Source organism: Microbacterium sp. UBA7513 (assembly GCF_002478345.1).
In the GTDB taxonomy this organism is placed as follows: Bacteria; Actinomycetota; Actinomycetes; order Actinomycetales; family Microbacteriaceae; genus Microbacterium.
On the sequence record NZ_DLNJ01000010.1, the window covers coordinates 108123 to 122257 of the forward strand.

Consider the following 14135-nt stretch of genomic DNA (forward strand, 5'->3'; position numbering starts at 1 on the left):
CGTCTCCGACGGGCGGGGCCTTCGTCATCCGGGGAGGAGGCCGTGCCGGGCGGCCTGCTCCAGGGCTTCGGTGCGGTTGGCTGCGTCGAGCTTGCGATAGATGCTGCGGAGCTGCGTCTTCAGGGTGTTCGGCGAGACCCGCAGCTCCGCGGCGATCTCGGGCAGCGGCGCCCCGGTCGTGAGCGCATGCAGCACCACCTGCTCCCGCGAGGAGAGCTTCGGGCGCGCCGCGAACGAGGGCAACGCCGAGCGGATGGGCAGCGGCGGGTCGCCGACCGGAGCGAGGTCGGCCCGGACGGCGGCGAAGTCCTCGGCGCCGAGCAGGGCCAGCGGAGTGCGCAGACCTCGGTCGGCGAGCTGGGCGTGCAGCGCCTCGGTCACGGCCTGTGCGGCGGCGGGACTGACGCGGTGGAGGGCCGCACTGTGCACCGCCGCGGCCTCCGCGCGCTCGCGGGAGGTCGTCGGCTCGAGGCGCGTGGCGGCGAGCAGCCGCACCGCATCCGGAGCGCGACCGTCGATCAGGGCGATCCTGGCTCGTTCCAGGAGGGTGCCGAACCGGTCCGTCCCGGCGTCGCGCTGCTTGATGCCGCGCGCGGCACGGACATCGCCGAGCGCCAGGTGCAGCAGGATGCGGGGGCGGCTCAGTGCCTGGCGCGCCGACGTCGACCCGGCCTCGCGCCCGCGCATCCGGGCGAACGACTCCAGCCGCTCCAGTCCGCCGGCGGCCTCGCCGTCGTGCAGCGCGATCCAGGCTTCCACGGTCGCCATCGTCGTCCAGTGCTCGCTCGTCGCCCGGTGCGGCTCGAAGGCGCGCACGTGCTGCTTGGCCGTGGCGAGGTCGCCCTCTTCCACGGCGAGTATCGCTTCCGCGACGCGGTAGAACGTGCCGCGGTACCCGTCCAGCAGGGCGGGGTCCCACGAGCCGTCCCGGACGATCTCGACGTAGTGCCGCGCCTCCGGCAGGTCGCCGTTGAGGGCGTGGATCCCGCTGAGCAGGCTCACGGCGTGGAAGGCGTTGCCCGTGCCCTGGGACGAGGCGAGCGCAGCGGCCTCGTCGAAGAGGCGGAGGGCCTGCTCCCGGCGACCGCCGTAGTACAGCGAGATCCCGAGGTGCGTGCACAGCAGCGGCATCTCGATCGCGTACTGCTGCCACTGCGACTCCGAGGTCTCCGTGTACACCGCCAGCGCGCGGGCTGCGACCTGCCCGGCCCGCTCGGGCATCCCGACCACCCGCAGCGCCGCGCTCTCGGCGGTCCAGATGAACAGGCGCTCCGCCGGGCGTTCGCGGCGGAGATCGCCATCCGCAGCAGCTGCAGGCCGCGTACCCGTCGGAGTCGGTTGGCGTTGAGGCAGATGCCCAGCAGCATCGCCACCAGCGGCTCCTGCTTGAGCCGCGCGAGGGGCAGGTCGCCCAGCAGCGCCACGACCCGGCGACCGTCGTGATCCAGAAGGTGGCTCCAGCCCGACATGATGACGTGGGCGGCGAGGTGGAGGTCGTCCTCCTCCATCGCCAGGCGGAGCCCCTCGAAGGGGTCGTCGCGCCGCAGCGCACCCTCGATCGCGAGGCGCCGGAGCAGGCGGATCTCGGCCGGGAAGCGCTCCAGGAGATCGCGGCGCAGAAGGGCGCGAGCCGGCGCGGCGATCATGAAGGTCCCACGCCCGGATTCCGTCGACCACCGGCCGAAGCCGAACGCCTCGGCCTCGTCGAGGGCGGCACCGATGTTCGGATCACTGCTCAGAGCCTGCGCCAACGGCAGATCCACCGTGTCCGTGATGCTGATCCGGATCAGGCCCTCGAGGACGCCGGCGCCGAAGGTGCCCTCCTCCATGCGGCTGCGGAGGTAGTCGTCGACCGCCGCCGTCGCGACCTCCGCGATCGCCGTGTCGTCGGGGACACGGCCGCGGAGGGCGACGGCACGGATGACCGCCGCGAACCCGCCGGTGGTCTCGCGCACGGCGACGGCCGTGTCCTCATCGACGTCGAGCGCGCGGCGGATCTCATCCGTGTCGAAGGCGAGGTCCTCCGGAGAGATCAGAGCGGTGTCGAGAACGAGGGCGATCCCGTCGCTGTCGAACGGGCTGGGGCGGTTCGTGGCGACGATCAGGCGGACGTGCGCCGGGACGGCGACCGTGCGGCACAGGTCGAAGACCGCATCCCGGTCGAGTGCGGCGGCGTCGTCGAGCACGACGACGAGAGGCTCCTCGTGGTCGCACAGGTACTGGGCGACGGCGGACCACCCCTCTCCGACGTCCGGGGCGGGGTGAGGGCTGCCGACGGCCTCGCCCGCGCCGCTCAGCACCCGCAGCAGAGCGGCGGCGAGGGCCGCGCTCGTCGCCAGCGCGGGCGTGACTGTGAGCCACACGACGCGGTCGGCGGACGTGAAGGCCCAGCCCACCAGGACGGTGGTCTTCCCGGAGCCCGCGGCTCCGCGCAGCAGCGTGAGCGGAGCTCCGTCGTCCAGCGCGGCGTTCACCCGCGGACGTCCGATGACGTGCGCGGAAACCCGCGGCAACCTCTTGTCCCCTTGCGCGCCGAAAGCCGGCATCGTCCCTCCCCAGGTACGCATCCCCACCCCTACGATATCCAACCCCCGCGTATGCCTGGTCGCGGCCGCGCACACCGCGCTGCCGTTCCGGCGCGACGCCCCCGTCCGCCCGGCCCGTGTCCTGCGTGCGGGGGCCTCCCGCGGAGCCGGCATCGAGATCTGCATACCCCTACGGGGTACCATGAGCACATGGCCGGTCGTCGCGTGCTCCAGGGGGCGCTGCTCGTCGTCGTCCTCGTGGGCGGCGTCGTGCTCGGACTCCTCGGCATGCATGCGCTCGACACCCATGGCACGGCCGGAGCGCACGCGATGGCAGGCCACGCGGTCATGGCCCCCGAGAACCCGTCGGGGTCGTCGGCGCACGCCGCAGGTGGCGCCGAGACGGCTGTCGCGCCCGGAGACCCCGCGGGCGATGGCGGCGCGGCCTGCGTCCTCGCGCTGCTCGGCGGGCTGCTCGTGCTGCTCCGTCCCGCACGCAGTGCCCTGACCGGACCTCTCCTCCGCGTTCTCCGCTCGCCCGCGGAGGCGGCCGCCGCCCCCCTTCGTCCGCCCTCGCTCCACGTCCTCTGCATCAGTCGGACCTGATCGGCGCCGATGCGCCCGGGCTCCGTGTCCGCGGACGCCCTTCCGACAGACAGAGATGAGAGAGAAATGACGAATCGAACCACTGCCGCCGCTGCCCTCGTGCTGGCCGGAACCCTCGCCCTCGTCGGGTGCGCCTCGACCGCACCTGCCGGGCCGGCCGACCATTCCGGCATGGATCACTCGACCTCGGACGCCCCGCTGACCGGAGCGAACGAGGCCGACGCGATGTTCGCATCCATGATGATCGTCCACCACGAGCAGGCCGTCGAGATGTCCGACATCGTGCTCGCGAAGGACGACGTCGACCCCCGGGTCGCCGACCTCGCGGAACGTATCAAGGCCGCTCAGGGCCCGGAGATCGAGCAGATGCAGGGCTGGCTCGACGACTGGGGGGCCGAGGCGGGCGACCCCGCCGACATGGATCACGGCGACGGCATGATGAGCGACGACGACCTCACCGCGCTGGAGGCCGCCGCGGGCCCGGAGGCATCCCGGCTGTTCCTGGAGCAGATGATCGCGCACCACGAGGGCGCGGTCGAGATGGCCGAGGCGGAGGTGGCGGACGGCGAGAACGCCGACGCCGTCGCCCTCGCGCAGGACATCGTCGACGCGCAGACCGCCGAGATCGCGGAGATGAAGGAGATCCTCGCCACGCTCTGATCCGGCACCGGGCCCCGCGTCGCCTCCGCGGCGCGGGGCCCATCGCCCGTCCGCGATCTGTCCTTTCCGCGCTGCTCTGTACGTTTCGCACCACGTCGTGCACGCCGGCCACCGTCGCGAGGTCTACCGCTAGCGACGGGGGCGGCGCAGGCGGCGCAGCGGGGCAGACAGGCGGTGCCACAGCGTCGGGGCGGGCTCCTCGTCCTCCGCGGGCGGCGGGGCGACGGCGAACTGGACGAACTCCTCCGCGCCATGGTGCACGACGCGGTAGAGCGCCGTGCCGATGAGCACTCCGAGCGCGATCGACATGACGGAGACGAGGGCCGCGGTGAAGTCGGCGAGGCCGTTGTCGGTCGCCACCGCCTCGGTGAGCCCCACCAGCCCGGCGGCTCCGGGCACCAGCAGCCAGAAGGCCGGGAGGAACGTGAGCTGCGACGGGGCTCCGTGACGCAGCCCGGCGATCCAGAACACGACCGGGGTGACGGCGACCGCACCGACGAAGCCGCCGACCGCCGGGTCGATGAACTCGGTTCCCGCCCACTGGCCGAGGTACGCGACGACCAGGGCGAGCAGCACCCACCCGAACGTGGACGGCGGGGAGGAGAAGTGCAGGTAGTTGCCGAGCGCGAACACGAGGATGCCGAGCAGCGGCACCCACCAGGGGAGGTACGACGAGGAGGCGTCGAGGGCTTCGTACGAATCGCTCGAGACGCCCACCACAGCCCCCGCGGCGAGGATGCCGAAGGCGAGGAGCGCGAGCTGCACGAACCCGTAGATGAGGCGGGACGCGCCGGAGATCATCTGGCCCGCTGCGAGCTCGACCGTCGCCGTGGTGAGCACGCCGCCGGGGAGGAAGGTGACCAGTGGGGCGATCAGCAGCCGGATCGGGTCGCCGATCTCGATGACCTCCGCGAGGAGGAACACCGCAGCCGCGCACACGAAGGCCGCGGCGATGGGCATGACGAGCTGCAGGGTGGGGGAGCGCACGAGTTTGAGCAGACCGATCCCGAACCCGAGCACGAAGGCGACGAGCGCGCCCTGCCAGGTCGGTGCGAGCAGGAGGGCCAGGCCGGTCGTGAGGATGGCATGGCCGAGCGTCCGGGTGAACCAGCCGAGGCGCGGACGCATCGCGCCGATCTCGTTCAGCCGGCGGATGCCGTCGAGCGGGTCGACCTCGCCGGTCTTGGCCTGCGCGATGAGGTCGTACAGCGCGGCGATCTGATCGAAGCGGAACGAGGCGTTCGTGGCCGAACGGAACGCGACCCGCTGCTCCTCCGCATCCCCCGTCTCCACGATGATGATGGTCGGCAGGACGACGAAGTCGGCGCCGTCGCCGCCCGATGCCGTGGCGACCTCGGCGATCGTGTCCCGGATGCGGTCGACGGACTCCGCCGACGCGTTCATGCCCTGAGCCAGTCCCAGCAGGAACTGTCGCAGCGCCGACCGGTCGACGACGTCGGTCATGTCACGTGAACAGGAACGACAGTGCCACCCCGACGACGATGGCCGTACCGACGTAGACGAGGTTCGGCAGCTGGAACGAGTGATCGAAGACGAACTTGCCCATCTTCGTCGTCCCGGTCTGGTCGAACGCGACGGTCGCCACCTGGCTGCCGTTGGCGGGCAGCGTGTAGATGCCCATCGCCGCCGGCCACAGTCCCACCAGCAGGGAGGCGGGCAGACCGATCGTGATGCCGATCGGGACGATCGCGTTCGTGGCGCTCGATTGGCTGGTCGTGAGCATGGCGACCGCGAAGAGCGCCAGTGCGAACAGCAGGGCCCCGAGGAAGGCGGACGAACCGGACACGACCGACCCCAGCCCGTCGACGATGAGGGTCTGGTTCGCGGCGACGAACGTGTTGGCGAGCCACGCGATGCCGAACAGGGCGATGGCGCCGACGATGCCCGCGGGGAACGTGGACTGCTTCGGCACGTCGGCGGCCTTCACCTTGCAGAACACGAAGATCAGCGCGGCGATGATGCCCATGACGACCTCGATGATCACCGTGACGCTCAGGCGCCGCGGATCGCCGTTGTCGTCGGTGCCGATGACCGGACGGAGGTTCTCGAACAGGCCGAAGAACACGATCACCGCGACGCCGGCGAGGAACAGCGAGGCCGACAGCACGGCGGTCGGCGGGAGTTTGTTCTCGTGCGCGTCGACGGTGGGCGGCTTGATCTGTCCCTCCGCCAGGCGCTTCTGGTACTCCGGGTCGTCCTCGAGGTCCTTGCCGTGACGCATCATGACCAGCGCGGCGACGAGGAGGCCCGCGATCGATGCCGGCCACATGATGAGGAGCAGACCGCCGAGGTCGACGCCCTGCGGCGCCAGCAGCACGACCATCGAGGCGGTGGCCGCGGAGACCGGCGAGCAGAGGATGCCGACCTGCGAGGCGACGGCCGAGACCGACAGCGCCCGCTCCGGCCGGATCTTCTGCTGGTAGGAGACGTCGTAGATCACCGGCAGCAGCGGGTAGAAGATGTTTCCGGTCCCCGCGCCGACCGTGAAGAGGAACGACATCGCCGGTGCGAGGAAGACGACGGACTTCGGCCGTTTGCGGATGACCTTCGCCGCCACCGACACCATCCAGTCGATGCCGCCGGCGGCCTGCATGGTCGAGGCGGCGGTGATGACCGTGATGACGATGAACACGGCGTCGACCGGGGCGTTGCCGGGGGCCTCCCCGAACACGAACACGAGCACCGCGACGCCGACGAGGCCCCACACGCCCAGGCCGATCCCGCTCGTGCGGGTGCCCATGAAGATCGCCAGGACGACGACGATGAGCTCGGCGACGAGGATCCAGACGTTGTCGTTCACGACGACGGCCCCTTCACGATCGGTGCCGATCCGGAGAGGATCTGCACGGGCAGCTCGGTCTCGACGATCTCCCCGTCGACCGCCTCGACCTTCAGCGCCAGTGCGTTCTCGACCGGGCTGACCGCGGTGACGAACTCGCCGTTCTCGAAGTGGAGCGACTGCAGATTGCCCACCGCATAGCCGGTGGACAGCTCGCCGCTGAGGAGCGAGGCGTGGAAGAGCGGCCGGCGCTGGTCCTCGGCGTCGTAATGCGGACAGAAGCTGCCGTGCAGGAACCCGAGGCCCTCGGGGAGCACCTGCAGGGTGGGGCCATAGCTGTCGGTCGTGCCGCCCTCGAACCAGCAGATGCCGCCCGCGCTGCCGCCTGTGAACACGACGTTCGAGGAGGGGTCCTCCCACGTCTCGCGCATGATCTCATCGAGGCCCTGACGCTTCCAGACGTCGAGCATGTTGGCGGTGTTCCCCCCGCCGACGTGGATGACGTCGAAGCCCTTCACGAAGCCGGCGAGGTCGTCGACCGCCCGATGGAAGAGCGGCAGGTGATGCGGCGCGCATCTGTCGGAGTCGTACGTGGAGTAGAAGCTCACGATGTAGGCGGTGTCGTCGCCGGTCGCGGTGCCGACGAAGAGGACTCGTGGTCGCTCCTTGCCGGTGAGCTTCAGGATGTACTCGTGCGTCGGATCGTTCCGACGTTCCATCATGGCCTTGCCGGCCCCCGTTGCGACGATGTGCGACATGCCCCCACCTCACTGTCGAGTGCGAATGCGCTCAAACTAGCGTCGCGGTGCAACCGCCGTCCAGAGCGGTCACCCTGGCCGGGTGAATCCGGGCCTCTCAGCCGAAGATGCGGGCCGTGCCCACCATGCCTTCCAGAAGGGCGATCGTACGGGCGCGGGGGCCCTCCGGCGCGATGCCGAGCACGCGGGCGAGCTCCAGAGCGAGGGCGGCGTGCCCGACCGCGCTGGGGTGGAACGGGTCGTTCATGAGGCCCCACGGCACGCCGCCGTTCCCCAGCTCCGCGAAGTGCGCGTGCTGGTCGACGAGGATCACGTCCTCCGCGGAAGCGACCCGGCGGACGGCCTCGGCGAAGTCGGCGATCCGCGCCCGCTCCGGCGCATTGCGGACGTCGATGGCGGGCGGCGTCTGGAGCACCGGGATGGCGCCGAGCCCGCGTACCCGGCGCACGAAGTCGTGCAGAGACGCGGCGTAGTCCTCTGGCGAGATGACCGGTCGCGGTCCGCCGTCGGAGGCGTCGTTGGTGCCGACCATGAGGGTCACGACATCCGGCTGCCAGGCCGCGACCCGACGCTCCCAGTCGTCGAGGATGTCGACGATCCGGTTGCCGCTGATCGCGGTGTTGAGGACGATGTCCCGGACGCGCTCGAGCTCGCCTCGGACCAGCTCGTGGAGGTGCTCCGGGTAGCTGCGCCCACCCTGGGTGTGCACCAGACCGTGGGTGATCGAGTCGCCGGTGATGACCCAGTTCAGCGGTGCGGGGTCGCGGAGGGCGGCGGCGAGGCGGCTCAGGTCGTCGGACGCGGTGGCGGAGGAGGCGGAGGGGGCGATCGGCACGTCTCAGAGCTTATCCGCCGCCAGCGCTCTGCTTCCGGACAGGGTGGCGTAATGCCCTGGCATCGTTCCCGTCCTGTTTCCCGAGGGGCGAGGCTGGGCACGTGAGCGCGGACGGGATCCGCGGCCCAGGACATCGTCGAATCCCCAACCAGACGATGTGGAGAAATCGAGTCCCTCGTGCGGCGGGCTGCTCCCCCGGCCCGCCGCACATCCCCGGTCCGGGAGACGTTCCGTCGGCCCATTCCGGAACGCCGATATACGCGCGGCTGCGAACACCGGCGACCCGCCGCATGAGGGGTACCGTCGTTCGCGGCCCGTTTGAGGGAGGGGAACCTTGCGGGCCGGGGGAGAGCTCCGCGGCATCGCCGCGAGCAAGGGTGCGCCGCTCCGTGCGGCGTGGAGACGCGCGGCGTGCGTCGTCGAGATCCGCAATCCGGCGGAGTCCGCGTAGTACGCCGGGCTTCACCGTGTCTCATCTTCGACCGTGCCCACGTCGCGTGCGCGCGGCTGTCACCGGAGGAACACATGCTGACCCATTTGCCACCCGTCCGACCCCGCTCGGGACGGAGGAGCCGCGTCGCCCGCCGCGTCGCGGCCTTCGTCGCGATCGTCGGAGGAATCGTCGGAGCCCTGCTCGCGCCCGTCGTCGCGACGGCGGCACCGCCGTACACGACCAGCGCCGCGGTGTCGTCGCTCGCCTTCACGGAGAAGGCCGTCGCGAGCGGTACCAAGGCCGAGCTCACCGGCACCTGGTCCCTGCCGGACAACCCGGTGGCACCGGCCGGGTTCGTCGTCGATCTCCCCGAGGATCTCCGCGGGCTGCCCGACGCGTTCCCGCTGCTCGACGCCGATGACCAGGAGGCGGGGAGCTGCGTGGCGACCGCCACCCAGCTCGTCTGCGACATCGACAGCACGTACCTGCAGGAGCACCCCGTCGGTCTCTCCGGGGGCTTCTCCTTCTGGGTGACCGTGACCACCGAGGTGACGGAGACCACCACGGTCACCTATGACTTCGGCGACGTCACGGCCGCCGTGGACGTGAAACCGGACCCCTTCGCCTGCTCGACGGACTGCGACTTCCGCGGTCGGACCAACTTCAAGAGCGGGGAGTATCAGAACTCGTCCGACACCATCGCCTGGGACGTCGCCGTCGGTGCGGGAGCGAAGGGCATGGTCGCGGGTCAAGAGGTCGTCGTCACCGACGTCATCGGTCCGGATCAGGAGCTCCTGCGCGAATCCGCCGCCGGCGAGCGCTACCCGTCGCTCTGGGTGGCCACCGGCCTGGAGACGCTCCCCAGCGGCCTGGTCGTGCCGGGGCCGATCACCGAGGTCCCGGCCTCCGATTACACCGTCTCCGCGGACGGCACCACCGTGACCTTCACCGCGCGCGAGGGGGCCTTCTACAACGTGCACTACCTCTCGCGCGTGACCGACGACGGCGCAGCCGGCAGCTACCGCAACGCCGCCGAGATCCGGGTCGGCACCGAGACCTCGTCGACGGTCACGTCAGAGGTCACCCGCCACGGCGGCTCGGGGACGGGGAACGGCACGCGGGTCGGGCGGTTCACGGCGCTGAAGACCCTCGCCGGTGAGGCGGCCGCGACCGAGCGGATCCCTGCCGAGACCCGGTACGTGCTGGAGTACGCGTATCCGGCGGGCCGGGGCTTCCCGGCGGGGTCCGGGGTGCTCACGCTCGAGGCGGGATCGTCGGTGACGAGCCCGGCGCTGCCGGTCGGTGCGGAGGTCACGGTCCGCGAGCGCGCGCCCGAGTCGGTGGCCGGCATCGCCTGGGGGACGCCGACGATCAGCCCGGAGCGGTTCACGGTAGGGAACGAGACCGTCGCCGTGAGTGTGCAGAACCCGGTGTCCGTCGTGCCGCCGCCGACGCCGAGCACGCCGCCGACGCCGGGCACTCCGACCACGCCGCCGACGCCGGGCGCTCCGACCACGCCGCCGACGCCGGGCACTCCGACGACGCCCACCACGCCGGGAACTCCGGGCAGATCGCTGGCGTCGACCGGTGGCGAGATCGCGGTCACGGGTCTGGTCGCCGGGGTGCTGCTGCTGGGGATGGGGGGTGCACTGGCGGCCGCGCGACGCGCACGCCGCGGCAACCACTGATCGCACGTGCCGTGCGGGGTGCTGCCGATGTCTGTCGGCCGCACCCCGCATCGGCGCGAGAACGCACGGGCGAGGTCTGTCACCTCGCCGACTGATGCCCTGGGGGAAGGGAACACCATGAGCGACGAACGCAGAGACGAAGAGAGGGAACGCGATGCCGATCTGCTGGACCGCGTCCGTGGGGGGGACGAGCAGGCCTATGCGGAACTGTGGGAGCGGTACGCACCCGCGGCCGCGGCTGTGGCGCGCAGCTACTGGTGGTCGGCCGATGCCGACGACCTCGTCGCGGAGTCGTTCACCCGCATCTACCAGGCGATCCAGGCAGGGAAGGGTCCGACGGCCGCGTTCAAGCCGTACCTGTTCGCCACCATGCGCAACCTCGCCATCAGCTGGGGGCGTGCCCGTCGCGAAGTGCCGATCGAGTACATCGAGGCAGTGGAGGATCCGAACAGCACCGACGCCGCCGCGGACGCCGACTTCGACGCCTCCCTCGTCTCCCAGGCCATCCTGGCCCTGCCGGAGCGCTGGCAGGACGTGCTGTGGTTCGGCGAGGTCGAGCACCTCTCGATGCACGAGATCGGCAAGCGCCTCGACATCAGCGAGCGAGCCGCCGCGGTCCTCGCCTTCCGGGCCAGAGAGGGGCTCCGGCAGGCCTGGATCACCGCGCACGTCGCCAGCCGTCCGCCGGCATCGCGAGAGTGCCAGTGGACGATGGGGAAGCTGGGCGCGCACGCCCGCCAGCGACTCACCCCTCGAGACACCGCTCGCGTGCACGCCCACCTCGACGAGTGCGCCGAGTGCCGCGCGAAGGCTGACGAAGCCCGTCACGCCAGTTCGCGCATGTTGTCGGTCCTGTTCCCCGCCGGCATCGCCGTGGGGGTGGGCGCGCAGATCTGGCAGTCGTTGACCTCGGCGGGACTCTCCGCCAGCGCCGCACCGCTGCCGCCCGCGATCGCTGCCCCGGTCGCGGGCATCGCCGCGGCGAAGGCCACTGTCGCCATCGTGACCGCGGTCGCCACGACGACGCTGGCAGCGAGCGTCGTCGCCACCGTCGTTGGCGGCACCGCGGTGGACGCGACCCCCGCCGCCCGTCAGGTCGTGACGTGGACCGTGCCGACCCCGACGGCATCGCCCTCGGCGGCCCCCGCCCCGGTGGCGACGCCCGTCGAGACGACGAAGCCTCCGGTGGAATCCGAGCCGCCCGCCCCGGCGGAGCCTCCGGCGAATCCGGATCCGGAGCCGGCGCCGGACCCGGTTCCTGAGGCGACCGTGCCGAGTCCGCCGGTCCTCATCTCCGTCCCGGGCCAGGTCTCACGCACCAAGCTCCTGTCTGTCACCGTGGCCTGCGAGGCGGGCGCCGACCTGACGGTGTCCGCGTACGGCGCCACGCTCGCGGCGGGAACCTGCGCGGCGAACGAACGGTGGCAGGCGAGCTTCGAGGTCGACGCCTACCCGGTCCCGGCAGGGACCGCGGTGACCCTGAGTTTCGCGCAGTCCAACATCGCCGGAGTCTCCGGGGGCGCGATAGCTGAGGTGGTCATCGTGGATTGAATTTTGGACCGCGCGTAATAACCCCCGCGCAGTGCTGTCCCATAAGGGTTCGCCATCTCCGGATACCAGCGGATGAAGAGATCGAGATTGGAATCACACCGCCATGAGGAAACGATCGGGCGCCTTCGTGCTCGGATTGCTGCTCGCCCTCGGTGCCGTCGTCGCTGCGGCCCCCGCGACCGCTGCGACGGGAGCGGCGACCATCGTCGACGCGAACACCGGCAGGTTCACGCTGCCGGACGGCACGGTCGCCACGGCGACACTGTCGGGTGGCTCGCGCATCTTCGGGGGCGAGGGCAAGACGCTGAGCTCTTGGAGCGGCACGGACGCGATGTACGCCCCCGGCGTCTCGGCGAAGGACCTCGCGACGCTCAACGTGCATTCGAAGGCGAACTGCGGCACGGCGTCGCGGTGCGGTGAGGGGCAGCTCACGATCACGTTCGACCGCCCCGTCGACGACCCCGCCATCCACATCGCCGAGTTCGGCGCCGGGACCGGAGGTACCGGGATCGCCATCGCGGACGGCATGCGCTTCGCCTCCGCCGACGGCGGCGCCACCCGCGCGGTCGTCTCCGACGGCGCGACCTTCGTGGATGGAGGCGACGGGTACGTCCGTGGCGACCTCCGCATCTCCTGCACCGCGGCCTCGCGCCCCGGGGGCTGCGGAAGCTTCACCGTCCCGGGCACCCAGATCACGCGCATCGTCTTCGACGTCGCCCGCTTCGCCCTCGGCGGCACGCAGACGACCGCGACCGACGGCTACGCGCTCGGGATCACGGCCACCGCCACACCGGACCCGAAGCTCGCCGGTCTCTCGATCGCGAAGGTCGTCGACAAGGCGGCCGCCGCGCCCGGCGACACCCTCGACTACACCCTCACCGTCCGGAACTCCGGCGAGGCGGACGCCGGGCAGGTGCCCGTGACCGACACCCTTCCCACCGGGCTGCGTGATGTGACCGTCGATCAGGGCGGCGTCGTCGCGGACGGCACGGTCACGTGGACGATCGACTCCCTCCCCGCCGGCGGCACGAGCACGCTGCACGTCCGCGGGACGGTCGATCGCGCGGGTGCGGGCAGCACGCTCGTCAATCGCGCCGTGGTGAAGAACCCCGCCGATGCCGCGGCCGAGACGCCCGCACCCACGTCGGCGACGCCGTGTGCGGACGACGCGGGTGCCGCTTGCGCTGCCACGACGGTCGCCGCCCTGCCGGCGTTGTCGCTCGCGAAGACGGTCGACAAGCAGGTCGCCGGCCACGACGAGGTGCTGACGTACACCCTCGTCGTCGCCAACGCCGGCACGGGTCCGGCGACCGACGTCCCGGTGACCGACCTCCTGCCGCCTGCCCTGACCGCGGTCTCGGCCGATCAGGGCGGCGTGGTCGCCGACGGGACCGTCCGCTGGACCCTGCCCGAGGTGCCCGCCGGGGGCGAGGTCGCGCTGCACGTGACCGGAACGACCCCGGGAGGCCGGGACGAGGCGCAGCTCCTCAACCGCGCCACCGTGCAGAACCCTGCGGATGCGCCCGCCGGGACTCCGGCGCCGACGGTGACCACGCCGTGCCCCGACGACCCGCGGCAGGCGTGCGCCCTGACCGCGGTGGCCGCGCTCGCCTCGCTCGAGATCGACAAGACGGTCGCGCAATCCGCGGCGGTCGCCGGATCCATCCTCGACTACACGATCACCGTGTCGAACGTCGGCCCCGGCACCGCGGCACAGATCCCCGTCGTCGACGACCTCCCAGACGGCGCACGGTTCATCGCCGCCTCGGCCGGGGGCGTCGCCGTGCAGGACCGCGTGGGCTGGGTGGTGCCGGAGCTCGGACCAGGGGAGTCTGCCACGATGACCCTGCGTGCCCAGCTGCCGCGCGACGCGGAGGGCACCATCGTCAACCGCGCCACCGTGGCCTACGACGAGTCGATGATCGCCGGTCTGCGGGCGGCAGCGGTCCAGGCCGGGATCGCCGTCCCGGGCGATCTGTCCGGCCTCCCCGCGCTGCCGCCGCTGTCGGCGGCGCACGCCTGCGCGGACGACGCGCAGTGGTCGTGCGCGGCGACCGTCGTCCGTGCCCCTGCGGCCGCAGGGCTCGCCCAGACCGGCGGCACGCCGCTCTCCGTCCTCCCCGCGATCGCGCTGCTGGCAGGTGGGGCTCTGCTCCTCATCGTCTCCGCGCGTCGCGCGACCCACCGATAACCACTGATCGCGTCAGCCACGGGGGACCTCCCTCCGGGGGCTGATCGAGGTACCCAGAAATGCACTTCTCACAGTCCACTTCGTCCGT

General features: G+C 71.7%; 11 protein-coding genes. 5 read left to right on the forward strand and 6 right to left on the reverse strand.

Translation table 11 applies throughout. From position 1 onward, the window contains the following. Window positions 1–24 precede the first annotated feature (24 nt). The gene (locus tag B2W79_RS05600; RefSeq protein ID WP_313391171.1) at window positions 25–768 is read right to left on the reverse strand and encodes a LuxR C-terminal-related transcriptional regulator; all 744 of its coding nucleotides are present in this window, start codon (window positions 766–768) and stop codon (window positions 25–27) included. A gap of 230 nt (window positions 769–998) precedes the next feature. Next, window positions 999–2567 (reverse strand): hypothetical protein, encoded by a 1569-nt coding sequence (locus tag B2W79_RS05605; protein ID WP_292787762.1) that lies wholly within the window; start codon window positions 2565–2567, stop codon window positions 999–1001. Between the two features lie 168 nt (window positions 2568–2735). Here B2W79_RS05605 and B2W79_RS05610 point away from each other — a divergent pair, with 168 nt between their 5' ends. After that, on the forward strand, window positions 2736–3131 hold the full coding sequence (locus tag B2W79_RS05610; protein WP_071327946.1) for a DUF6153 family protein: 396 nt from the start codon (window positions 2736–2738) through the stop codon (window positions 3129–3131). Between the two features lie 66 nt (window positions 3132–3197). Next, window positions 3198–3791 (forward strand): DUF305 domain-containing protein, encoded by a 594-nt coding sequence (locus tag B2W79_RS05615; protein ID WP_292787763.1) that lies wholly within the window; start codon window positions 3198–3200, stop codon window positions 3789–3791. Window positions 3792–3920: 129 nt separating this feature from the next. Here the strand turns inward: B2W79_RS05615 and B2W79_RS05620 are convergent, their stop codons facing one another. From B2W79_RS05620 to B2W79_RS05635, 4 genes are all read right to left on the reverse strand, one after another. Further along, entirely contained in the window at window positions 3921–5255 is a 1335-nt protein-coding gene (locus B2W79_RS05620) for a threonine/serine ThrE exporter family protein (RefSeq protein ID WP_071327944.1), read from the reverse strand. A gap of 1 nt (window position 5256) precedes the next feature. Next, the gene (locus B2W79_RS05625; RefSeq protein ID WP_292787765.1) at window positions 5257–6612 is read right to left on the reverse strand and encodes an anaerobic C4-dicarboxylate transporter family protein; all 1356 of its coding nucleotides are present in this window, start codon (window positions 6610–6612) and stop codon (window positions 5257–5259) included. After that, on the reverse strand, window positions 6609–7349 hold the full coding sequence (locus B2W79_RS05630) for a peptidase E (RefSeq protein ID WP_292787767.1): 741 nt from the start codon (window positions 7347–7349) through the stop codon (window positions 6609–6611). Before B2W79_RS05630 ends, B2W79_RS05625 begins: the two co-directional genes overlap by 4 nt. A gap of 97 nt (window positions 7350–7446) precedes the next feature. Beyond that, window positions 7447–8184: an SGNH/GDSL hydrolase family protein gene (locus B2W79_RS05635; protein WP_071327942.1), complete on the reverse strand. Its 738-nt coding sequence runs from the start codon at window positions 8182–8184 to the stop codon at window positions 7447–7449. 525 nt (window positions 8185–8709) lie between these two features. On the opposite strand from B2W79_RS05635, the gene B2W79_RS05640 reads away from it, so the two are divergent. From B2W79_RS05640 to B2W79_RS05650, 3 genes are all read left to right on the forward strand, one after another. Next, window positions 8710–10305 (forward strand): DUF5979 domain-containing protein, encoded by a 1596-nt coding sequence (locus B2W79_RS05640; protein ID WP_292787769.1) that lies wholly within the window; start codon window positions 8710–8712, stop codon window positions 10303–10305. 117 nt (window positions 10306–10422) lie between these two features. Then, the gene (locus B2W79_RS05645; RefSeq protein ID WP_071327940.1) at window positions 10423–11856 is read left to right on the forward strand and encodes a sigma-70 family RNA polymerase sigma factor; all 1434 of its coding nucleotides are present in this window, start codon (window positions 10423–10425) and stop codon (window positions 11854–11856) included. Between the two features lie 103 nt (window positions 11857–11959). After that, window positions 11960–14047 carry a DUF11 domain-containing protein gene (locus tag B2W79_RS05650; protein ID WP_292787772.1) on the forward strand — a complete coding sequence of 696 codons (2088 nt, stop codon included), beginning with the start codon at window positions 11960–11962 and terminating at the stop codon, window positions 14045–14047. Window positions 14048–14135 lie beyond the last annotated feature (88 nt).

Coding starts and splice junctions, on each gene's coding strand:
- B2W79_RS05600 (WP_313391171.1), bottom strand. CDS start 768: ATGGCGACCGTGGAAGCCTGGATCGCGCTGCACGACGGCGAGGCCGCC.
- B2W79_RS05605 (WP_292787762.1), bottom strand. CDS start 2,567: ATGCGTACCTGGGGAGGGACGATGCCGGCTTTCGGCGCGCAAGGGGAC.
- B2W79_RS05610 (WP_071327946.1), top strand. CDS start 2,736: ATGGCCGGTCGTCGCGTGCTCCAGGGGGCGCTGCTCGTCGTCGTCCTC.
- B2W79_RS05615 (WP_292787763.1), top strand. CDS start 3,198: ATGACGAATCGAACCACTGCCGCCGCTGCCCTCGTGCTGGCCGGAACC.
- B2W79_RS05620 (WP_071327944.1), bottom strand. CDS start 5,255: ATGACCGACGTCGTCGACCGGTCGGCGCTGCGACAGTTCCTGCTGGGA.
- B2W79_RS05630 (WP_292787767.1), bottom strand. CDS start 7,349: ATGTCGCACATCGTCGCAACGGGGGCCGGCAAGGCCATGATGGAACGT.
- B2W79_RS05640 (WP_292787769.1), top strand. CDS start 8,710: ATGCTGACCCATTTGCCACCCGTCCGACCCCGCTCGGGACGGAGGAGC.
- B2W79_RS05645 (WP_071327940.1), top strand. CDS start 10,423: ATGAGCGACGAACGCAGAGACGAAGAGAGGGAACGCGATGCCGATCTG.
- B2W79_RS05650 (WP_292787772.1), top strand. CDS start 11,960: ATGAGGAAACGATCGGGCGCCTTCGTGCTCGGATTGCTGCTCGCCCTC.